The 22,033-nt window shown below is 35.2% G+C and carries 23 protein-coding genes; 11 read left to right on the top strand and 12 right to left on the bottom strand.

Annotated features, from left to right (window positions below; translation table 11 throughout):
• Positions 1–83: 83 nt before the first annotated feature.
• The 3 genes from ACY2V1_RS05190 to ACY2V1_RS05180 form a co-directional block, all read right to left on the bottom strand.
• Positions 84–446: an Hsp20/alpha crystallin family protein gene (locus ACY2V1_RS05190; RefSeq protein WP_461833733.1), complete on the bottom strand. Its 363-nt coding sequence runs from the start codon at positions 444–446 to the stop codon at positions 84–86.
• Positions 447–468: 22 nt separating this feature from the next.
• The gene (locus ACY2V1_RS05185) at positions 469–879 is read right to left on the bottom strand and encodes an Hsp20/alpha crystallin family protein (RefSeq protein ID WP_461833732.1); all 411 of its coding nucleotides are present in this window, start codon (positions 877–879) and stop codon (positions 469–471) included.
• Positions 880–972: 93 nt separating this feature from the next.
• Complete coding sequence (locus ACY2V1_RS05180) at positions 973–1,167, bottom strand: Trm112 family protein (protein WP_461833731.1); 195 nt, start codon at positions 1,165–1,167, stop codon at positions 973–975.
• Between the two features lie 250 nt (positions 1,168–1,417).
• Between ACY2V1_RS05180 and ACY2V1_RS05175 the strand changes: the two genes are divergently transcribed.
• From ACY2V1_RS05175 to thyX, 9 genes are all read left to right on the top strand, one after another.
• Entirely contained in the window at positions 1,418–2,284 is an 867-nt protein-coding gene (locus tag ACY2V1_RS05175) for a PHP domain-containing protein (protein WP_461833730.1), read from the top strand.
• Positions 2,277–3,497 carry a peptidase U32 family protein gene (locus tag ACY2V1_RS05170; RefSeq protein WP_461833729.1) on the top strand — a complete coding sequence of 407 codons (1,221 nt, stop codon included), beginning with the start codon at positions 2,277–2,279 and terminating at the stop codon, positions 3,495–3,497. The genes ACY2V1_RS05175 and ACY2V1_RS05170 overlap by 8 nt, the downstream gene beginning before the upstream one ends.
• A complete protein-coding gene (locus ACY2V1_RS05165) occupies positions 3,497–3,910 on the top strand; it encodes a YkgJ family cysteine cluster protein (protein ID WP_461833728.1) in 414 nt (137 codons plus the stop codon). Before ACY2V1_RS05170 ends, ACY2V1_RS05165 begins: the two co-directional genes overlap by 1 nt.
• Positions 3,911–4,056: 146 nt before the next feature.
• Positions 4,057–4,644, top strand: coding sequence for an RlmE family RNA methyltransferase (locus ACY2V1_RS05160; protein ID WP_461833727.1), 588 nt, complete (start codon positions 4,057–4,059; stop codon positions 4,642–4,644).
• A 28-nt stretch (positions 4,645–4,672) separates the two neighbouring features.
• Positions 4,673–5,422: a YebC/PmpR family DNA-binding transcriptional regulator gene (locus ACY2V1_RS05155; protein ID WP_461833726.1), complete on the top strand. Its 750-nt coding sequence runs from the start codon at positions 4,673–4,675 to the stop codon at positions 5,420–5,422.
• Between the two features lie 3 nt (positions 5,423–5,425).
• Entirely contained in the window at positions 5,426–5,911 is a 486-nt protein-coding gene (ruvC, locus tag ACY2V1_RS05150; RefSeq protein WP_461833725.1) for a crossover junction endodeoxyribonuclease RuvC, read from the top strand.
• Positions 5,908–6,522: a Holliday junction branch migration protein RuvA gene (gene ruvA / locus ACY2V1_RS05145; protein ID WP_461833724.1), complete on the top strand. Its 615-nt coding sequence runs from the start codon at positions 5,908–5,910 to the stop codon at positions 6,520–6,522. Before ruvC ends, ruvA begins: the two co-directional genes overlap by 4 nt.
• Positions 6,515–7,474, top strand: a complete 960-nt coding sequence (gene ruvB, locus ACY2V1_RS05140; RefSeq protein WP_461833723.1) for a Holliday junction branch migration DNA helicase RuvB — start codon at positions 6,515–6,517, stop codon at positions 7,472–7,474. The genes ruvA and ruvB overlap by 8 nt, the downstream gene beginning before the upstream one ends.
• Positions 7,475–7,515: 41 nt before the next feature.
• Positions 7,516–8,139: an FAD-dependent thymidylate synthase gene (thyX, locus tag ACY2V1_RS05135; RefSeq protein WP_461833722.1), complete on the top strand. Its 624-nt coding sequence runs from the start codon at positions 7,516–7,518 to the stop codon at positions 8,137–8,139.
• Here thyX and ACY2V1_RS05130 read toward each other — a convergent pair whose 3' ends face one another.
• From ACY2V1_RS05130 to ACY2V1_RS05090, 9 genes are all read right to left on the bottom strand, one after another.
• Positions 8,140–10,779, bottom strand: a complete 2,640-nt coding sequence (locus ACY2V1_RS05130; protein WP_461833721.1) for an Hpt domain-containing protein — start codon at positions 10,777–10,779, stop codon at positions 8,140–8,142.
• A gap of 20 nt (positions 10,780–10,799) precedes the next feature.
• Complete coding sequence (locus ACY2V1_RS05125; protein WP_461833720.1) at positions 10,800–11,183, bottom strand: response regulator; 384 nt, start codon at positions 11,181–11,183, stop codon at positions 10,800–10,802.
• A 100-nt stretch (positions 11,184–11,283) separates the two neighbouring features.
• A complete protein-coding gene (locus ACY2V1_RS05120) occupies positions 11,284–11,910 on the bottom strand; it encodes a chemotaxis protein CheW (RefSeq protein WP_461833719.1) in 627 nt (208 codons plus the stop codon).
• A 4-nt stretch (positions 11,911–11,914) separates the two neighbouring features.
• On the bottom strand, positions 11,915–12,700 hold the full coding sequence (locus ACY2V1_RS05115; protein ID WP_461833718.1) for a ParA family protein: 786 nt from the start codon (positions 12,698–12,700) through the stop codon (positions 11,915–11,917).
• Positions 12,701–13,096, bottom strand: coding sequence for a PilZ domain-containing protein (locus ACY2V1_RS05110; RefSeq protein WP_461833717.1), 396 nt, complete (start codon positions 13,094–13,096; stop codon positions 12,701–12,703).
• Complete coding sequence (locus ACY2V1_RS05105; protein ID WP_461833716.1) at positions 13,084–13,971, bottom strand: CheR family methyltransferase; 888 nt, start codon at positions 13,969–13,971, stop codon at positions 13,084–13,086. Before ACY2V1_RS05105 ends, ACY2V1_RS05110 begins: the two co-directional genes overlap by 13 nt.
• A gap of 13 nt (positions 13,972–13,984) precedes the next feature.
• Positions 13,985–15,895 carry a HEAT repeat domain-containing protein gene (locus ACY2V1_RS05100; protein ID WP_461833715.1) on the bottom strand — a complete coding sequence of 637 codons (1,911 nt, stop codon included), beginning with the start codon at positions 15,893–15,895 and terminating at the stop codon, positions 13,985–13,987.
• A 22-nt stretch (positions 15,896–15,917) separates the two neighbouring features.
• The gene (locus tag ACY2V1_RS05095) at positions 15,918–16,904 is read right to left on the bottom strand and encodes a protein-glutamate methylesterase/protein-glutamine glutaminase (RefSeq protein WP_461833737.1); all 987 of its coding nucleotides are present in this window, start codon (positions 16,902–16,904) and stop codon (positions 15,918–15,920) included.
• A gap of 84 nt (positions 16,905–16,988) precedes the next feature.
• Positions 16,989–18,443 carry an HD domain-containing phosphohydrolase gene (locus ACY2V1_RS05090; RefSeq protein ID WP_461833714.1) on the bottom strand — a complete coding sequence of 485 codons (1,455 nt, stop codon included), beginning with the start codon at positions 18,441–18,443 and terminating at the stop codon, positions 16,989–16,991.
• Between the two features lie 651 nt (positions 18,444–19,094).
• On the opposite strand from ACY2V1_RS05090, the gene ACY2V1_RS05085 reads away from it, so the two are divergent.
• Both ACY2V1_RS05085 and ACY2V1_RS05080 read left to right on the top strand, forming a co-directional pair.
• The gene (locus ACY2V1_RS05085; RefSeq protein WP_461833713.1) at positions 19,095–20,636 is read left to right on the top strand and encodes a sensor histidine kinase; all 1,542 of its coding nucleotides are present in this window, start codon (positions 19,095–19,097) and stop codon (positions 20,634–20,636) included.
• The gene (locus tag ACY2V1_RS05080) at positions 20,617–21,984 is read left to right on the top strand and encodes a sigma-54-dependent transcriptional regulator (RefSeq protein WP_461833712.1); all 1,368 of its coding nucleotides are present in this window, start codon (positions 20,617–20,619) and stop codon (positions 21,982–21,984) included. Before ACY2V1_RS05085 ends, ACY2V1_RS05080 begins: the two co-directional genes overlap by 20 nt.
• The last annotated feature ends 49 nt before the right edge of the window (positions 21,985–22,033 follow it).

Genomic DNA, 22,033 nt, shown 5'->3' with positions numbered 1-22,033 from the left:
AAAAAAGCCGGGATTTACCCGGCTCTTTAAATCTTTATCTTTTTCTCATACCTCTACATTTATCTAGCACGCCTAACTTCTTCTTATTCCACCTGTATCTCAATCTTCTTTGGCTGCAATTTTTCTGCCTTTGGTAAGGTAAGTGTCAAAATACCATTTTTTAAACTTGCAGAAATCTTCTCTTTGTCCACTGCATCTGTTAAAGTGAATTGCCTTACATATTTTACATTCCCAAATTCACTTCTAAGTAAATCTTTTCCCTCAAATGTGGGAAAATCTGTCTTTGCCTCAACAGTCAATACATCATTGTCCACTGAAATGTTTAAATTCTCCTTTGGAACACCTGGCATGTCCATTACAATGTAATATGAATTATCTTTATGCATTATATCTGTAAAAGGTTGAACCTTTGGATATTCTTCCTTTTTTACAACTTCAGTGCTCATAATATCACCCCCTTTTTTGAATTTATGATTCAATTTGAATTTTCTTTGGTTTTATCTCTTCTGCCTTTGGCAATACTATTTCTAATACTCCATTTTTCATTTTTGCACTTACTTTTTCCCTATCAACATCAACATTTAAGTTTATAATTCTCTGAAAGTAACCTGTAGGTCTTTCCTGGCGAATGTATTCAGCATCTTCAGATCTTCTTTCACCTTTTAATATCAAACTCTTATCTGCGATAGTTAAATCTATATCCTTTACGTCAACACCAGGAAGCTCCATTACAACATAGATATTATTATCATCCTCTGCAACATTCATTGGAGGATAAGCAAGCCTCCTTTGACTAATTTCCAATGGAGCCCACATTTCATCAAAGAACTTTTCTATTGTCCTTGGTATATCATAAAGTGTATTGAAATCTAATACCATATTACATCACCTCCTGTTTTTATTATTTTCATTCTCATTTCTAACATAGAAAATAATATCAAAACAGGAGGTGTCAAGGGGGGAAAATAAATTCTATCCTTGCTTTTTATTCATAAAATCATCTAAGTTAATTGCCTCTTCTATAAGCATAATTGGTATTTCTTCTTTTATTGGATATACCAGTTTACATTGATGACATATCAAACCATCTTCCTCTTTTGTAAGTTCCAGATCTCCCTTACATTTTGGACATGCCAAAATCTCCAGTAGTTCCTTATTTAATGCCATAGGTCGCCTCCTCAAATAGTTTTTGTTTATTCCGTATAATTCTAAACACAGGTCCTCCAGTTTTGTACTTTAGACTAAGTTTGTCAAAAAAATTAATAAACTCCATCATCTGATATTATTTATATTTCTTTCAAACTCCTTTATCCAACTAAGTTTTATAAATTTAGAGGAAAAACCTTCCATTTGACTAAATCTAAATAACCAAATAAAAAAGATCAAACGAATTTTTATAACAAATGGGGATAAAATCATGGAATATGTTGACCTGCATGTACACACTACCGCATCAGATGGGACTTATTCCCCAACTGAAGTGGTCCTATTGGCAAAGGAGATTGGGCTTAGGGCAATTGCAATTACTGACCACGATACAACCAAAGGACTAGAAGAGGCATATCTAGCTGGTAAAAGAGAAAAAATAGAGGTAATACCTGGATGTGAACTGAGTGTTGAATATCCAAGGGGACAGATGCATATTGTCGGGCTCTGGCTCCCTTTAAAACCAGAGCACCTTTTGAGCGAACTTGAATATCTGAGAGACAAAAGACACGATAGAAACAGACAAATAATAGAAAAATTAAAGGATGTTGGAATAGATATAAGTTATAACGAGGTATTAAACATAGTTGAAAAGGGCTCTACAGTTGGAAGGCCCCATATCGCAAGAATCCTTGTTGAAAAAAAAGTGGCCAATGATATAAAAGAAGCCTTTGACAAATATATTGGGCCATCTGGCATTGCATATGTACCAAAGACAAAATTTTCTCCCCAAAAGGCCATATCTATTTTAAAAAAAGAAGGCGCAACTGTAATTTTAGCGCATCCTTTTTCCCTTAATTTAACAAAACAAGAACTAAAAAAAGAACTCATAAAACTCAAACAATATGGTTTAGATGGTATGGAGGTCTATTATTCTGAACATACACCTGAGCAGACTGAAATATATCTTGGCCTCTGCAAGGAATTGAATTTACTTATTAGCGGCGGATCAGACTTCCATGGCGCTGTAAAAAAACATATTGAGCTTGGATGGGGAAGGGGAAACTTAAAAATACCCTACACCTTAGTGGAAGAGATGAAGAAACACAGGCAAAAAAGGGGGATATCAATTGCATAGACCAGAGGTCCTATGCCCTGCTGGCAACATGGATAGACTCACAACTGCCTTAACATATGGAGCAGACGCTGTTTACCTTGGAGGAGAAAAATTTAACCTCAGGGCAAAGGGGGCAAATTTTTCAAATAAAGAGCTAGAACAGGCTGTATCACTTGTAAAAAAGCACAAAAAAAAGGTCTATCTTTGTTTAAATGCTTATTTATATGACCATCAAATTTCTGAATTAAAGTCATATCTGGACGAAATTGACCACATACCCTTTGACGGTGTGATATGCGCAGATCCAGGAGTAATAGAAATAATAAAAAAAGACTATCCCCCATTCCCCATCCACTTATCTACTCAGGCAAACACATCAAACAGCTACAGTGTTGGGTTCTGGAAAAAATTCGGGATAAAGAGAATAAATATTGCCAGGGAGACAAATTTAAAAGACATAAAAAGAATAAGATATGCACATCCAGATATTGAACTGGAAGTCTTTGTTCACGGCGCAATGTGCATGGCAATCTCTGGCAGGTGCCATCTAAGCGCTTATTTAAACAATAGATCTGCTAACCAGGGACTTTGCACCCACCCGTGTAGATTTTTATATAAAATTAAGGCTATTGCAGTAGAGGAAAAACAAAGGCCAGACAGAATACTCTGGGAATATTTTGAACAAGATGATTTTAGCGCATTTTTCGCAGCAGAGGATTTATGCTTGATCAAATACTTAAAATGGTTTTGCATTAATAAAATTGATGCAATAAAAATAGAAGGACGCAATAAGACAAGCTCATATTTAGGCCCTGTTATTGATGTGTATATTACAGCATTAAAGGATCTGCAACAGAGAAGATTTAGATTAGATCTTTACTTAAAAGAACTAAGAAATAGTGCAACAAGAGTATGTAATACAGGATTTTTTTTACCAGAAAAAAGAAAAAATGTTATTGAACCAACAAAAAATAAAAATCCAGTTGTATTTAAGGTAATAGAAAAAATATCATCTGACAAATATTTAATATCAGTAAGACATAAAATAGACACATCAAAACCATTGGAAATCATTATACCAGGTCTTATTAGACCTAAAATAGAGCCAAATACATACTTGTTTGAAGATAAAGATGGAAATTTAATTACAGAGATAAATTCTGGAATTACCTGCTATTTTAGATATGATAATGAATACTTAAAAGAAAATTTCTTGGTTAGGGGTTATTTTTAATGGATTTAAAAAAATACTTTTTTTCAAATGGAATTAGATTTGAATGTACACAATGTGGTATATGTTGTACTGGGGAGCCAGGAACCGTTTATGTAACAGAAGATGAAATTAAAAAAATAGCAGATTTTCTAAATATAGATGAACAAAAATTAAAAAATGAGTTTTTATATCCATATAAAGATTCATATAGCATCAAAGAATTAGAAAACGGAGATTGTATTTTTTACAAAGATAAATCATGTACCATCTATCCAGTTAGACCAATGCAGTGCAAAACATATCCCTTTTGGCTTAAAAATTTAAGAAATGAAAAAAACTGGAAAGAGGTTGAAAAAGAATGCCCAGGGATTGGAAAAGGTAAATTATATACTGCCAAAGAGATAATTGATTTAATATCAAAGAGTCCAATATAATCTATAGTTGTGAGGCAAATTAAGGTTAATTAATTTATATTATTTCAAAATTTAAGTATTTGGTAAAAACAACTAATAGAGTTTTTCCTTGGCTTTAAGGGAATTTTCATATATATCTTTTTGAAATTTACGTGTAGGAGCAGGTATTGAAAAATTATCGGGACTATTATTTTAAAAAGGCGAAAAAAGAAAATTATCCAGCAAGGTCTGTTTACAAGTTAATGGAAATGGACAAAAAGTTCAGTATCTTTAAAAAAGGTCAAAATATCCTTGACCTTGGGGCGTCACCTGGTTCATGGACAAAATATGCAAAATCAAAGGTTGGAGCAAATGGAAAAGTCGTTGCTATTGACCTAAACGAGCTAAAAATTCCTATACAACAGGGAATTATCTTTTATCAGGGAGATATTTTAAATAGAGATAAGGAGTTAAAAAAAATATTAATAGATAATAGTCCATTTGATGTGGTATTAAGTGATATGGCCCCAAAGACAACAGGGGTAAAGATAACTGACCAGTCCCGCTCCTTGGAACTTGCTGAAATGGCACTGGATATTGCAATAGAATTCTTAAAAAATAATGGTTCATTTGTAGTGAAGATATTTAATGGACCTGATGTTCCTAATTTTCAGAAAAAATTACGTCAATTTTTTAAAATAGTTAAAACCTATAAACCCAAAAGCTCAAGATCTGAGAGCAAAGAAACATTCTTTTTGGGCTTTAAAAAACAATAAAATTAACTTTGCATTTGCAGGAGGGAATATGGCAGGACATAGTAAATGGGCAAATATTAAGCATAGAAAAGGTCGTCAGGACGCAAAAAGAGGAAAGTTATTTACAAAGGCCACAAAGGAAATAATGGTTGCTGCCAAGGTGGGTGGTGGAGACCCGTCCATGAACTCCAGGCTCAGGATGGCAATAGACTATGCAAAAAGCATAAACATGCCCAAAGACAAAATTGAGACAGCAATCAAAAAGGGAACTGGAGAAATATCTGCTGGTTCTTTAGACGAGGTAGTATACGAAGGATATGGTCCAGGGGGTGTTGCCATAATTGTAGAGGCAGTAACTGACAATAAAAACAGGACAGTTGCAGAGATAAGAAAAATATTCAGTAAAAATAATGGAAACCTTGGTGAAACTGGATGTGTTAGCTGGATGTTTGAAAAAATGGGGGTGCTTACATTTTCCAAGGAAAAATATTCAGAAGATGAACTCTTAGAAGTTGGATTAGATGCTGGGGTAGAAGATATAGTGGACGATGGAGATTCTTATGAAGTGAGGACTTCTGTAGAAGATTTTATCAAGGTAAAAGATGCCTATGAAAAGGCAGGGATAGAATTTGAGAACGCAGAGATAACCATGATTCCTCAAAACTATGTAAACCTAGATAAAGAAACAGCTCAAAAGGCCTTAAAACTCTATGAACAGTTAGATGACCACGATGACGTTCAAAAGGTACACACCAATTTTGAAATCCCAGATGAACTATATGAAGAGCTTAAAAATTAACCCATGATAGTCCTAGGACTGGACCCTGGTATTAGACATACTGGATTTGGTATAATCGCAGGCGAGAAACAAAAGCTCTCCTTAATAGATACCGGGGTCATATCCCCTAAACAGAAGCAGGATTTAAGCGAAAAAATTTCATATATCTACAATCAAATAGTGGAGCTCATAAAAAAATATTCCCCAGAAGAAGCTGCAATTGAAGATGTTTTCATGTCTGTTAATATTCGCTCTGCACTAATACTTGGACATGCCAGGGGAGCAGCAATGGTTGCATGCACAAATAACAATGTTAGCATTTACACTTACGAGCCAACACTCATTAAAAAGACAATAGTGGGAAGAGGAAGGGCGGATAAAAATCAAGTGGCCTTTATGGTTGGCCAGATCCTTGGACAAAAACCTATCTGGCCCAAAGATGCCAGTGATGCAATTGCAATTGCTATTTGCCATCATTTAATTAGAACCACCCTTAAGAAGTACAAATGATCGGCTATATAAAAGGGAAAATAGTATTCATCAGTGAAGATATGGCTATTATCCTCACTTCTTCAGGCGTGGGGTATGAAGTAACAGTGCCAAAACCAATGTTAATTGATAAAAATTTTCTTAAAAAAGAACAAGTTGAACTTTACATAAAAACCGTTGTGAGAGAAGACTCAATAGAACTTTTCGGATTTGAGACCATGGAGCAAAAAGATCTTTTTAATAAACTTATTCAAGTAACAAAATTGGGCCCAAAGACTGCGATTAATATCCTCTCTAAACTCTCTCCAGATGAATTCATTGAAGCGATTTTTAATGAAAACATCATTAAACTTACCCAGATACCAGGAATAGGGAAAAAAACAGCAAAAAGAATTATTTTAGAATTAAAAGAAAAATTAGAAAAAACACATGGAATAAATAACTTATATATAAAACCAAAAAGAATAGACAATCAAAAATACTTAGATGTATTATCAGCACTTAAAAATTTAGGCTACAAAGACGAAGAAGTTGACTCTTTGATAAAACAGGAAATTGAACAGGAACCAGACCTCTTAATTGAAGAAATAATACGTAATATCTTGAAAAGACTGGCAAAAAAACATGAATAAAATCAAGGACGAAAACATCAGACCCCAGAACTTAGATGAATTTATTGGCCAAGAAGAGTTAAAAAGGAATTTAAAGGTCTTTATAAAGGCAGCAAAAGAGAGAAACCAAGCAATAGATCACATCCTCTTATATGGGAACCCTGGGCTTGGGAAGACCACCCTGGCCAGGATCATTTCAAGTGAGTTAGGGGTAAACTTAATAACCTCTTCTGGACCTGTAATAGAAAGGGGAGCAGACCTTGCTGCTATTTTGACAAACTTAAATACAAATGACATATTGTTCATTGATGAAATACATAGATTACACCCAGCAGTGGAAGAAATCTTGTACCCTGCAATGGAAGATTTTAAATTGGATCTCGTAATAGGACAGGGACCAGGTGCAAGGACTGTAAAAATAGACTTAGAGCCATTTACCTTGATTGGGGCAACCACAAGAATTGGACTTTTGAGCTCTCCTTTAAGGGATAGATTTGGGGTAATTTTTAGACTAAGTTTTTATTCCCCAGAGGATCTTGCAAAGATAATTCAGCGATCAGCTAGGGTCTTCCAGATAGAGATTACCAGGGATGGGGCACTGGAGATTGGACGCAGGTCCAGAGGTACACCAAGGATTGCCAACAGGCTGCTCAGGCGAGTAATTGATTTTGCAATGGTGGAAGAAGATGAAAAAATAACAAAAGAAGTAGCAAAAAGGGCATTGGACAGGTTAGATATTGACCCATTGGGCCTGGACTCTATGGATAGAAAGATATTAAACATATTGATAAAAAGGTTTGGAGGTGGACCTGTTGGGATTAAGACAATAGCAACTGCATGTTGTGAAGAAATCCGCACAATAGAGGAAATTTACGAGCCTTATCTTATACAACTGGGATTTATAAAAAGGACCCCTAGGGGCAGGGTCGCCACACAAAGGGCCTATAAACATTTAAAGATAAAAATTTTTTAAAAAATATCTTAAAGTCTACTTTATGTGAAAAGGAGCCATTTATGAAAGTAATAAGACCCTCTTATGAAATTCTTTATCTTCCAGAACCAGATGAAATTTTAAGGGTAATAGAGACTGCTGGTAGGACATGTTATAAATCTGAACACAAAATATCCCATGATTCTGCAAAGGAATTTATAAGAAGAATATTAAAATCTGGCCACGAAAGCGTAATTGAACACAGTTTTTTAACAGTGAAATTTATTTGTGATAGGGGAGTTACCCACGAACTTGTAAGGCACAGACTAGCAGCCTATTCCCAAGAAAGCACAAGATATGCCAATTATTCGATGGATAGATTTGGGTCCGAGATCACAGTGATAAAGCCCTGTTTTTTTGAAGAGGGATCTAATAAATATAATATATGGCTTAAGGCAATGGAGCAGGCAGAAAAAAATTATATGGAACTCTTAAAACTGGGCGCCAGGCCTGAAGAGGCAAGATCTGTGCTCCCAAACAGCCTTAAGGCTGAAATTGTCATGAGTGCAAATTTTAGAGAATGGCGTCATGTATTTCGCCTTAGGTGTTCAAAAAGGGCACATCCTCAGATCAGGGAAATTATGATACCCCTTTTAGAAGAGCTAAAAAAAAGGGTTCCAGTTATCTTTGATGATATTACTTATTAATTACCTTGCACTTGCTGTGGCAATACTCATGAGCTCATTTGGATCTAAGATCAAAATAACCCTACCATCCCCAAGGATGGTTGCTCCAGCAAAGCCATGAATATCTCCAAGGTACTCGCCCATTGACTTAATCACTATTTCCTGCCGATGAAGAAGCCTATCCACAATTAAACCTAACTTTCTGTCATTTACAGAAATTATAACCAGAGGCAAAATATCTCTCTCTTCACCACTTCCATTTGTCACCCCAAGCACATCACCCAATTCCACTAGACCAACCACCTCACCCCTTAAAGTAGTGGTCTTCCTCCTGTTCACTTCATAAATTTTTGAGGAATCTATCTTTGTGGTCTCTGATACAGCATCTAAAGGAATTGCATATGTGTTATTTCCAACTTCAACTAAAAGGGCTTCAATTATAGCAAGAGTAAGTGGTAAAGACAGTGTAAATTTAGTTCCTTTCCCAACTTCACTCTGTACAAACACATTTCCGTTCAAACTTTTTATATTATTTCTCACAACATCCATTCCCACGCCTCTGCCCGATACATCTGTTACCTTTTCTGCAGTGGAAAAACCAGGGGCAAAAATCAACTCTATTGCCTCTCTATCATCCATTTTTTCAGCATCTTCTGGTGTGATTATTCCCTTTTCTATTGCCTTATTCTTTATCTTCTCTGGATCAATTCCTCTACCATCATCTTCTACTTCTATCATAACAGAATTTCCTTCATGAAATGCCCTGAGCCAGACCTTACCAACTTCAGGCTTTCCTGCAGCTATTCTCTCTTCTGGTGTCTCCTGTCCATGGTCCACTGCATTTCTAATAAGATGTAACAGGGGGTCACCAACTAATTCAACCAGGCTCTTATCCAGCTCTGTATCCTCACCCTCAATTATCAGATCAATCTTTTTTCCACTCTTTCTGCTTAAATCCCGCACCAGTCTTGGAAATCTAGAAAATACTGTGCGAATTGGAACCATCCTAACCTGCATAATGGTATCCTGCAAATCGTCAGAAATCCTGCCCAGTGCATCAGTTGTTTCGTAAAAGTCCTGTATCATTTCAGAGAGGTCTCTGTTTTCTTCCAGTTGCCTTGTGAGCATTACGAATCTGTTTCTATTAATAATAAGTTCTCCAATTAAATTCATAAGGTGGTCTAATTTTTCATGATCCACCCTGATGGTGGAAGAAGTCTTTATTTTTTGTGTCTTTTGGACCTTTTTTATTGTTGCTTGTCCCTTGTTTTCAACCTTACTCTTTTGAACATCCTTCTTTATGTCTTCAGTTTTCTTATGTTCTTCAGCCTCCTCTATTTTTTCCTCTTTTTCCTCTTTTTTAGACACATCTTCATCTTCTTCTTGCTCTACCTCTTTTTCTGCTTGTGATTTTTTCAGCTTCTCAATCTCTTTATTTATCATCTCTTCTAAGATTTCAGTCTCTTGAGATAAAATAGACAAAAGCGTATCAAAGCCCCCTTCCATATTCCTTCCCTGATCTACCAAAACAGCTGTCTGAGAAGCATATTTAGCACATTCTTCTAAATCCATATATTCGCACGCATTTTTAAGAGAATTTAGTGCCCTATATAGTCCATCAATGTAATCTCTATTTTCAGGTTCTTTTTCTAACGTAGTTAAGGCCAATTTTATATTCTCGAATTGTTGTCTCACTGTTTCAATAAAAATAGCCAGATCCTCATCATCCACTGGGATATCTTCTTGCGAAGCCTTTTCTTCTTCTGATATGGTGTCTTTTTCTGCTTTTTCCTCCTCTCCAGAACCAGTTAACCGGGAAATGGCCTTTTCCAGTTCCTGGGGAAGGCCTTTTAAATCTGGAGGTGTTACCAATCCTGTTTCCTGGTCTATTGCATCCACCATTTCCTCTAACAAATCCAGTGTTTTTAAAAGTAAATCTAAAATGTCAGTGGGAATTTTTTCCTTATTTTGTCTGAAATAATTGAGTAAACTCTCTGCCTTGTGGGTTAATTCATAAAATTCCTTATACCCTATAAGCCCACTGTTACCTTTTAAGTTATGAAAGTATCTAAAAATATCTTGAATAATCTCTTCACTTCTATCAGGTTCTTTTTCAATATCCACCAAAAGTTTATTTAAATTTTCTATATTGTCTTCAACTTCTTCCAAAAAATCACTCAAGTGTTCAGGACTATTAATTGTGAGCAAATATCCTTTGTCTTCTCCTTCAGCTCCTTTTTCAGAGACCTCTGTTTCTTCAACTGATGGACTAGGTGTTTCGCCTTTTAACAGACTTTCAATGGTATCAATAATCGAGTCAATTTCAACATCCCCTTCTTCACCACTCTCCTCTAAATTATCCAGCATCTGCCGTAGTGCATCTGTAGCTTCCAGGATTACATCCATAATTTCAGGGGTATTTTTTAAATTCCCCTTTCTCATTTCATCCAAAATATTCTCTGCCTTATGGGCCAGTTTATTCATCTTTTTTAAATTAAGGAACCCAGACGCCCCTTTTAGGGAATGCATTGGCCTGAAAATCTCATCTATCAAACTAAAATCATCTGGATTTTTCTCCAGTTCTAATAAATTTGGTTCTATTGTTTCCAGGTGTTCCCTTGCCTCGGCTATAAAATCCATCAAGACTTCTTGATCTGTCATGGCCCATATCCCCTATAATTTTATTTCTTTTTTCCAAGCAGCATATTTATATTCTTTAAGAGTTTATTTGGTTGTGCTGGTTTTACCATATAAATATCTGCACCAACCTCCAGACCTGCCTGGATATCTTTTTCTTCACCTTCTGTGCTTAGAATTATAATCGGTAAATCTCTGAAGGAGTCCTGCTCCCTTATATTTTTTATAAAGGTAAGTCCATCCATCCTGGGCATATTAACATCACTAACTATCAGAACAATTTCTGGATTAGAGTAGAGTTTCTCAAGACCATCAAGCCCATCTTCTGCAGTAATAACTTTAAATCCAGCCTTTTTGATTACAAAGGAAACAAGATTACGGACAGTCTTGGAATCGTCAATAATCAAAATTGCTTTTTTTGAATCCATAATATCCCTTCTTTAACAAATTTTAGCTTTAAACATTTACCAAATATATAAATATTTTGGTTTGTTTTTGCAAGTCTTCCTTCAAACATAAAAACCTTCTCTATCCCATCACTATTTCAACTAATTTCTTTATATCCATAATACCAATTAATTTCTCGTCTTTTTTGATGAGCCCCATAACAACACCGCTGGCACCTATTTGCACATCAATATTCCATTCAAGATTTTCTTGAAGCACCTTGTGCATTGTAGTTATCCTTTCAACTAACACACCTATTTTAAATTCCTTAAAATTGCAAATAACAATAAATTTATAGTCCTCAATATTCATTGCCCTATCACAAATCAATGGATACACATCAAGAAGAGGCACAATATTATTTCTCAAGTTAATTACACCAACCACATTAGGTGGAGAAGATGGCAAACTAGTGTAGCTCACCATTTTAATAACTTCTTGGACATGGTTTATTGGAAAGGCAATTTCTCTATCTCCTATCTCAAAACCAACTAATTGAACTTCCTTAAGTGATCTAATATCTTGTTCTACTTGCTCTGATGGATGAGTTATCTTTTGACCATGTACATCTAGTACAGGAGGAGTTTTCTCACCGAGATATCTTTTTATAAATTCCAATTCATAAGAACTATAACTTCCTTTTTTATCCGCCTCTTCTGGTAATATTACATGCTCTTTAAGGTATTGTTCAGGAGTTTTTCTTTCCATAATATTATTTCCCCATTTTTTCTATTTCCCTTGCAAGTTGCAAGTACTGCTTTGCTCCTCTGCTATTTGGATAAAGATTATAGATAATCTCACCTTTGGCACTAGCCTCTCTAAACTTGGTATCAATAGAGATTATTGTTTCAAAAAATCGGTCTTTTAAATTTTGCTTGAGGACTTCAACCACCCGCTTACAAGCACCGACCCTTTGATCAAACATTGTCGCTAGGGCCTTATATTGTATAGTATGGGATAACACTTTATTTAACATCCTTATGGTATCAAAAGTGAGTTTCAAACCATGTAATGCCAAAAATTCTGCCTGTATAGGTATAACAGTTAATGTTGATGCAACTAATGCATTAATAAGAATAATACCAAAATTTGGCGGACAATCTAAAATAATATATTCGTATTGTTCTTTTAGTTTTGCTATTACATTTTTTAAAATAAGTCCTTTACCTGGTTTTTCTTTTAATTCGGACTCCACTATAGAAAGCTTTATAGATCCAGGTATAAAATCAAAAAAATGCCGTTTATCCCTCTTTATTACAGAATTCAAAAAATCCCAATCAACTTCTTCCCGTAAAAAAATATCCAGTACACTTATGGTTATGTTTTCAGGATAATAGGCCAGATGAATTGTTGCCGAAGCATGGGGATCTAAATCCATTACCAGTGTCTTTTTTCCCAAAATAACTAAAGCTGCGCCCAGATTAAGGGCTGTAGTAGTCTTTCCAACACCGCCTTTTTGATTTGCTATTGCCAAAACATTTGTATGGAAATGTACCATTTATCTCCTGAGTTCTTTCATAAGAAGGTTATATAGTGCCTTCCAATCATCTTCATATATATTTAAAAATTTTATCCCTACCTTATAACTTCCCCCTTTGAGTTCAATCCGGACCACCTCTGCAACCGCAACCAAAGACTGATTTAAAGAGCTTTCAAAGACCTTAAAAAAGCTAGGATGATATCTATTTAGCCCTGGAACATACAGAGTTAATTGAACCTTATCTCCCACATTGAATTTTTCTGGCATATCCAGCAAAATACCGCCAGGACTTATGTTTAAACATCTGGTTTTGATAACCCGTTGACTCTTTACAGGATATACAAATTTTCTTACCTCTACCCTAAGTTCTTTATTCAATCTCTTAAATTCTCTCCTATCTTTTATTTCCTCCACTTACGATCCCCCTTCTTATAAACAATTGAACCAGGATAGTATTTGGGAACAAAGGCCCTAGATAGGTTGTGTAAAGATTCCGAATGTCCTAAAAATAAATAGCCTCCTTCTTCCAAATTATCATATATATAATTTATCACCTTTTTTTTGGCCGCCTCGTCAAAATAAATAATAACATTCCTGCAAAAGACCACTTGAGACTTATCAATCTGTTTTATTTGAAGACCATCTACCAGATTTATCTGCTTAAAATCAACCAATTCTTGAATCTCCTTTTTTATCTTATACCTCCCTTCAGAAATCTTTTCAAAATATTTTGTCTTGATAGATTCAGGAGTTGTCCTAAGAGAGTATTCTCCATAAATCCCCCTTTTTGCCGCCATGAGAACATCACTGGAAATATCATTGGCTGTTATTTTTATATTCCAATTCTTAATCTGTTGTTTTAACACCTCATGGAGGATTATGGAAATTGTATACGGCTCTTCGCCTGTGGAACATCCTGCAGACCATATCCTCAATCTCTTAGATATTTTTTGCCGCTCAATTATTTCAGGCAGAATTATTTCTTGAAAAACTTTTAATTGTGGTGGATTTCTAAAAAAACAAGTCTCATTTGTGGTAATAACAGAATAGAGTTTCTCCAGTTCTTTTCTTCTCTCAGGGTCATATTTCAAAAAATAATAATATTCAGAAAATGAACTCAGTCCTCGTTCTTTAAGTCTGTTTCTAAGCCTTGTCTCAAGGAGATATTTCCTGTTATCTGCTATATAAATTCCCGTTTGATTGTAAATAAAATCCCTTAAAAGTTTAAATTCCTCGTCAGTGATTTTATAATCTTTACGAAGAGTAGTGGTCTTGGTCAAAAACACCATATCTATTGTATCCTCATTTTTTAGAAAGCATCCTTTCAATGGTATGTTGAACTTCTGGATCCTCTTCCCTTTTTAAAAGATCTATAAATATCTTGGTAACCTGCTGACCACCAATGTTATCAAGGGCCTCCAATGTCTTTATCTTGAGTAGATTATTTTCACTTTTAAGTAGAGGCTCTAACACAGATGGCTCTACACCATCTTTTATCTTGCCAAGGATTTCAACTGCTCTAATCTGCACCCAATCATCTCTGTCTTTAAGCATAGGGAGCACTAACTCCCTTACCTTATCTTTTAATTTAACCTCAGAAAACACATCAAGCACTGCTATTCTGACATCCCTGGACTCATCTCTTAACATTGGAGCAAGTGACTCTATAATATCCTCTTCTGTTTCAGCACATTGGGCATAAGCCTCAACTGCTACTTTTCTCACATCTTCCACCCCATCATTAAAGGCCTTTTTTATGAAAGGCAGAAATCTTTTGTCCCCCAAACTTCCAAATGCATATATTGCCATAAATCTCTTCACAGGATCATCATCTTGTAACATTCGCATAAATTCTTGTTTTATAGACTCAGATCCAATGGATATAGCTGCGTGTAAAGCCACCTCTTTTACATCATCATATGGATGGTCTAAAAACCGAATAATTTCTTTCTCAGCCTCTTCACTCCTAAACTTTTCCCCAAAAAAATTGAGTCCACACTTTATAACCTTACCATCTTTATGTTCTTTTAAAATCCTTAGAAAAAAATTTTTTAATAACGGATGTTCTTTTTGACTAAGCGCAAAAGCAATTTCCCTTTGAAAATCCCTATCCAGTTCCCAAAATACCCGAGTTAATTCTTTATATGCCCTTTCATCATCCATTTGACATAAAAGTCTGATTGCAAATCTGACCCTTTTCTCTTCCTTGGAATAGACCCCTTCAATTAAACCTTTTGAAACTCCAAGTTCTGTTAAAATTGATTCCACCTCTTCTAATAATTCAGCATCATTTTCCTCATCTAAAGTCAAACCATACTCAAATATTGCATTTGATGCATCTTCCCCTTTTATATATGAAAGACCCTTAAGTGCAGCTCGCTGTACATCTCTGTCCTCGTCTGAGAGGGCTTCAAGTAAATAGTGTTTAAATTTTTCTTTTTGATCATCATCTAAAAGTTCTAATGTCCTGTGCCCAAGTAGATTCACCAAGGCCTGAATCACTTTATTTCTTAAAGGTAAGTTATCTGTATTTAACTTATTTATTAAAATAGGGACTATTCTAACTTTCCCCATCTCTGCAAGGGCATCTATTATAGCAGCATCAATTAAATCAGAGCCTTTGCCTAAATAATTAATAAGTATCTCTGCCGATGACTCACTTCCTATCTTTTTTAATGCCTCTATGGCAGAAAATTTTACCCATTCTTCGTCGTCTAAGGCCTTCTCAAGGCACGAAACCGATTCAAGAAAACCAAGCTCTCCTAAACTGACAGCAGCTTGCGACCTTACATTTGGATCAGGATCGCTTAGAAGTATCTCACACAAGGCACGAGCTGCCAGCACGCTTTTTGTATATCCCAAAATGTCCACTACAAATATTCTAATGTCTGGGTCTTCCTCATAAAGAAGGTCCAAAAGAATATCCAATCCCTGGAAGCCAATATCACGCAATATATCTATTGCAACATTTCTAATAGCAGGACTCTCTTCCCAAAAAAGTGGGATAAGGGCCTCAACCGCCTCCTCACCACCCAATTTCCTGATAGATAATTCTGCTGCCTCCTGGACTCCAATATCCTCATGTTTCAATAACTCAACTAGATGGGGAATACCTTCAACACACCCATCTTCCCCTATTCTAAAACACATCTCTCTGATTACAGATGGGTCTTCTGAATTTAATTTTTCAATATAAGTTTTACATTCTTCCATCATCTTTTCTTTTACATTTTTTTTATAAATACAAATTTCTAATTATTGCCTCTGCCATATCCTCTATATCTACCACTTCATCTGCAAGATTGGCATCAACTATGGCCCTCGGCATTCCATACACAACACAAGTTTTTTCACTCTGGGCAATAGCCCTTCCGCCCTTTTTTTTAAGGGCTTCTATTCCTTTTAAACCGTCATTACCCATACCTGTTAAAATCACCCCAAGTCCTCTCTTCCCAACACCAGCGGCAATGGAATGCATTAATTCATTAACTGATGGTTTATATAAGGCATCCTTAGGCTCTTTACTCACTTCTAACTCTATCCTGCTCACCTTTTGAACCATTCTCAAATGGTGCCCACCCCTTGCAACATATGCAACACCAACCTTTACCACCTCACCATTTTCTGCTTCTTTAACAGAAATCTTACAAATCTCATTGAGCCTTTTAGCAAAAGGACCTGTAAACGCTTCAGGCATATGTTGGGCAATTAAAATAGGGGCAGGGAAGTCAGCTGGTAGCTTAGTTAGGACCTGCTGAACAGCCATTGGTCCCCCCGTTGACACTCCTATACCAACCAGATCCCTTTTTTGTATTTTCCCTTTAAATTGGACTGTATCCACGCTCTTTTCCAGTGTTTTCTTTCGCTTTACCTTTAACTTGCCTTTTTTCTTGGCAACACTCTTTACCTTTTCTTGTAGTTCCTTTTCTATTTTTACAATTTCAAGTGAAACCTTTGAAAGTTGTTTGGGTATATAATCAACTGCTCCCAATTCTAAGGCCTTAAAGGTTGCATCTGCCCCTTCTTGAGTTAAGGAACTAACCATTATAACTGGTCGTGGACACTCCATCATTATATGTCTTAATGCAGTTAAACCATCCATTTTAGGCATTTCAATATCAAGCGTAACCACATCAGGGTCTAGGGTTTTTATCTTTTCTAGGGCTTCCTCGCCATCCCTTGCAGTACCCACAACCTCTATCATGGGATCCTTTTCAAGCATTCCACTAATTGCCTTTCTCATAAAAGCAGAATCATCAACTACCAACACCTTTACCTTATTCATAATATATCATCTCCTAAAATATTAAATTTTTCTTTCTTGTTTTAAAACCCTTAACCAATTATCTACTAACTCTGCTTCCCACTGGGTACCTGCCCCAGATTCTAAAATTAAGGCGGCTTTTGAAGGTGACATGGCATCTCTGTAGGCCCTATCAGAAGTCATAGCGTCATATGCATCTACTACGCTTATTATCCTGGCCAAAAATGGTATTTCTTCACCCTTTATTTTCTCAGGATAACCTCTTCCGTCTATTCTCTCGTGGTGGTGATGTATAATGGGCATTATGTCTTTTAAACTTTCAATCTGAGATAAAATTTCCTTACCTATAACTGGATGCCTCTTCATAATTTTAAATTCTTCATCTGTTAATTTTCCTGGCTTATTTAAAATATTATCAGGAATACCAATTTTCCCTACATCATGGACTATTCCGGCCCAGTACAATTTATCTAATTCATCTGAATTCAGTCCCAATTTTCGCCCCAGCTTTACTGCATAATACGCAACTTGATCAGAATGACCCTTGGTATAGGAATCCTTTGCTTCCACCGCCTTTGCCAGAGACCTTATTATCTCCCTATTCATTTCTAAAACCCGCCCATAAAGCTGGGCATTTTCTAGAATGGCGGCTGTTTGCGAAGAAAATACACTAAGGAGTTGAAGATCGTCAAAATTAAAAGTAAGAGAATCTAATTGCCTAATAAGACATACTGCTCCAATGATTCCAGATTTACTAATTAGAGGACAAATCATAAGCTGCTTGGAAATATCTGCGAGCTTTCCACTTGTCATTAAATCTTCATCCTCTATCTTTTCAGGGACATATAATAGACTTCTGCCCCCTTTATTAATCAAATACTCAGCAATCTCTTTTATTTTTTTTATCAATACGGGATTTTTTTTAAACTCACCTCTTATTCTGGAGGGGCTATAAGTGTGATTTTCCTTTAAAAAAATAGCTGTACCGTCTGGAGAAAATGTCCTCTCTACATGGAATAAAAATTCATTTAAAAGGGCACTTAAGTTCAATTTGGCATTTAGATCTCTATTTAATTTCAGTATCTGTACCAGCTTATTTAACCTCTCCCTTTGCTTTTTCTCCTGTCTCCGCTGTATTGCGCTGTCAATCTTGACAAGAAGATGATTTAAATAAAAAGGCTTGGGGATATAGTCTAAGGCCCCCTTTTTCATTACTTCCACAGCAGTTTCTATGGTTCCAAAACCAGTCATAACAACAAGTTCAACATCAAAATTATATCGATTAATATATTCAATAAGGGCCATCCCATCCATCTCAGGCATATTTAAGTCAGAGAGTACTATATCAATATCCTTATCATTTTTTAAACATTCTATGGCTTCTTTTCCATTTTTTGCCTCAACCACTTCATATCCATGTTCAAGTAAAGCCTCTTTACAGATTTCCCTCAAACTATCTTCATCATCAACCACAAGAATCTTGCCCTTATTACCCATTCCTTTAACTCCCTATTTAACAAAAAATCCTTCTCAAAAAACTCAAAAAAAAATCCTTCTCAAATTGATTCAATCAATATATTGATTAAAAATTTTCAACTAAAGAAAAAACTTATTAAATAATATAATAATCTAATGTCTTTTTTTGGCAAATTCAAGTAAAAATATGGAGATAAGCAAAAGACAGAGGTTTAATTGACGTCACAAGACGTCTGTTTTAAAGGATTTATCAAGGCTAATATATGGTTGCAAGTTTTAATCTCTTGATTTAACGTTCTAAGTTCAATGTTTCCAGGTGTTGTTTTTATGGATGTAATTGTAAGAATCTTGATTTTTTTGGTTTTACCTATATTTTTTCTGATTTTAGGTAGAGGTCTAAAAACCGAGAGTTTATTATTTGCCGGCTATATACTTCTGCTCTGTGTTGGAAGTTTTTGTTTTACACAAAACTCCTTCTTGTGTCTAAAGTTAGGACTTTTTTTTATTATAAGCAGCTTTATCGTCTTAATTTTATTCAATATCTTTCTCCTAAAAAAAATCCACTATCGTTTGTCTCTAATCCTTTCTTTACTTACTGCTATCTTTGGTGTGCCTTTACTTCTATGTTTTCCCTTTCAAATGCAAATTAGTATTAAAGCTCAAGAGATATTTTTGAACCTTCGCTGGAACACTTCCACCTCAATTTTACTTCTTGCGATTTCAACTCTATTTCTTATTAGCTTAGAAGAAATATCACGGAACTATTATTTTTCTCTTCAAGAAAAAATATTTTTTTTAGGAACATGTTTTGGCTGGATGGCCCTTATTTTTTTAATTTATCATCAAGGTATCACAATTGATAAAGTGCCTATCTTTATTTCCCATCTCCTTATTTCTTTTATCCTTCTGTGCACTCTATCTAGTTATTTTTTACTAAAAAAAGGTGCTTTTTTTAATATCAATTTTCACCCATCACCAATTGTCGTTATTAGATTTACCTTTACCATTGCATTTTTAATAGGTCTAATGATTATTATCGGTGTAGATATTTTTACTCAACTATATTTTCCTCTTAAAATGCCATATATTGAAATCCTTCTTTTTCTTATTTTTTTTATTTTGGTTTGTATATTTATCCTTCCTTCCAAATTTTTAAAGGGCCTAAAACAGAGGATTTACCACCATTTTTATTTACCTGCACAGGACTATGCACTAGAGGTGAAATTCTTCCTAAGTGTAATTAATAAACATAATTGGCAAAAAGAATTTATTCTCCACATATATGAAAAACTACCTGTAAGTTTTGTAGGATTATACGTTCACAAAGGACACCAATACATCCTTGAAACAAAATTTCCATTAAATGCAGCTATGCCAGAAATTTTAAAAAATATACCTATAAATGCTATTCCATTGCAGGCAGAGACAAATGTAATGGGTTATCTTTATATTAACCCAATAAAAAAATTTACCATGGAACAAAAAGAGCTTATACAATTTTGGTCAAGCACAATGGGCTTTCTCATTCATTATTTCCAGGAAAAAGAAAAACAAGAACAAAGACAAAAATTGATGATTTTTTCACAAGCAACGGCCTTTATTCTCCACGATGCCAAAAATCTTGCTCAACTCCTAAACCTTTTAGAAAAAAATTATCAAAAGGCCAAGGCACAAGATGACGTTCAATCATTTGTAGAAGAACTCTTAGCACCTTCTTTAGAGCAGGCAAAGATTCGTGCTGAAAGGATAATTAAACGTCTTAATATATTTCATCCCTTAAAATTACATCTTGAGACCATTGACCTTGTTTTTTTTCTAAAAGAGAGTGTGCATAAATTGCAACATGTAATACCTAGAGTTAACATCAGCTTTTTTACTTCTTTAAAAAAAGCTAACATTAAAATAGATCCTGATTTATTATATCAGATATTGGAAAATCTGTTTTTTAATGCATATCAGGCAGGGGCTACTAAAATAATAGTTAAATTGACATCCCAAGACAATGGCTATTTATTAAAGGTTGAGGACAATGGCTCAGGAATTAAACTTAAGGATAGAAAAAAATTGTTTACCCCTTTTTTTACCACTAAACCTAAAGGCACTGGTTTAGGCCTGTATCAGGCAAAGGTGCTTTTAGAAAGGGTTGGAAATACAATATGGTATGAGCCAAATAGAGATAAAGGGAGTATTTTCTATGTCTGGTTTAAAAAATAAGGTCATTGTGGTAGAAGACGATGAGGTAATGGCAAGACATCTAAAGTTTCTATTAAAAGAAAAATACGAGGTTAAAATTGCCCAAAATGAAGAAAAGGCTGTTAAGATTGCTCAGAGCTTATCTCCTTTAATCATTCTGCTGGATCTTGCCCTTCCTCCTTTCCCTGAGTCACCAGAAGTAGGACTAAAACTCCTGTCAAAATTTTTAGAAATTAATCCTTTAAATAAGGTCATTGTTTTAACAGGTCATGATACTCCTGAAAATGCAAAAGAGGCCCTGTCTAAAGGTGCCTATGATTTTCTAAGCAAGCCAGTTGAAGAAACAACCCTTTTCACCCTCATACAAAGGGCATTATATAGACAAAATCTGGAAAAAGATTATTTAGAAGAAAGCAAACTCATACATCTTCCCATTCCCATAATTGCAGAATCTCCCAAGATGCGGGCCTTAATCAGACAGGTTGAAAAATTAGCACCTTTAAATGTGACCTGTTTAATTCAGGGAGAAAGCGGCACAGGTAAGGAGGTGATTGCAAAACTCATCCATGCATTAAGTGATAGGGCAAATAAACCATTTCTAGCTGTTGATTGTGCTGCTATACCCATCAACCTTGGTGAAGCCGAACTTTTTGGTGCTGAAAAAGGGGCATACACTGGGGCTGTGAAAAAAATAGTTGGTAAGATTGCTCAAGCAGAGGGTGGCACCCTGTTTTTAGATGAAATTGGTGAGATCTCTATAGAGATGCAGGCAAAACTTTTGCGTTTTTTAGAAACAAAGGAATACACTCCTCTAGGCGGAAAGCTTCATAAGGCAGATGTTCGGATTGTTGCAGCTACTAACCGCGATTTAAATAAAGAGGTAGAGAGGGGAAAATTTCGCCTGGATCTTTATTATCGACTAAATCAAGTAAATTTAATCATTCCTCCACTTAGGGAAAGAAAACAAGACATTATCCCTCTTGCAAAATATTTTTTAAAACAGCTATCAAAAGAATTTGGTTTAAAATATATCCCTGTTTTAAGTAAAGAGGCAGAAGATGCACTTTTAAGATATTCTTATCCAGGCAATGTGCGAGAACTAAAACACGTAATCTCCCGAGCGCTTATCCTGGCAGAAGGAAAAGAGATCCGTTTAATACATTTAGGATTAGATGATACAAAATCACTTTCTCACATCCCAGTTATGGAAGGATATGACCTACCCAAAGCACGCGCAGAATTAGATAAATTGTGGTTAAAAACTGCTTTAAAAAGAAACAAAGGACAGATAAGCGGAGCAGCAAAGGATTTAAACATCCCCCGCTCAACCTTATATGATTTGCTAAAAAAATATAACATCAAACATTAATATCGGATTTTCGGACATGATGTCGGATTACCGACAGATATATAAAAAA

The organism is Desulfothermus sp. (assembly GCF_053993635.1).
Note: the sequence above shows the minus strand (reverse complement) of the source record. Positions and strands in the feature narration are given on the sequence as shown.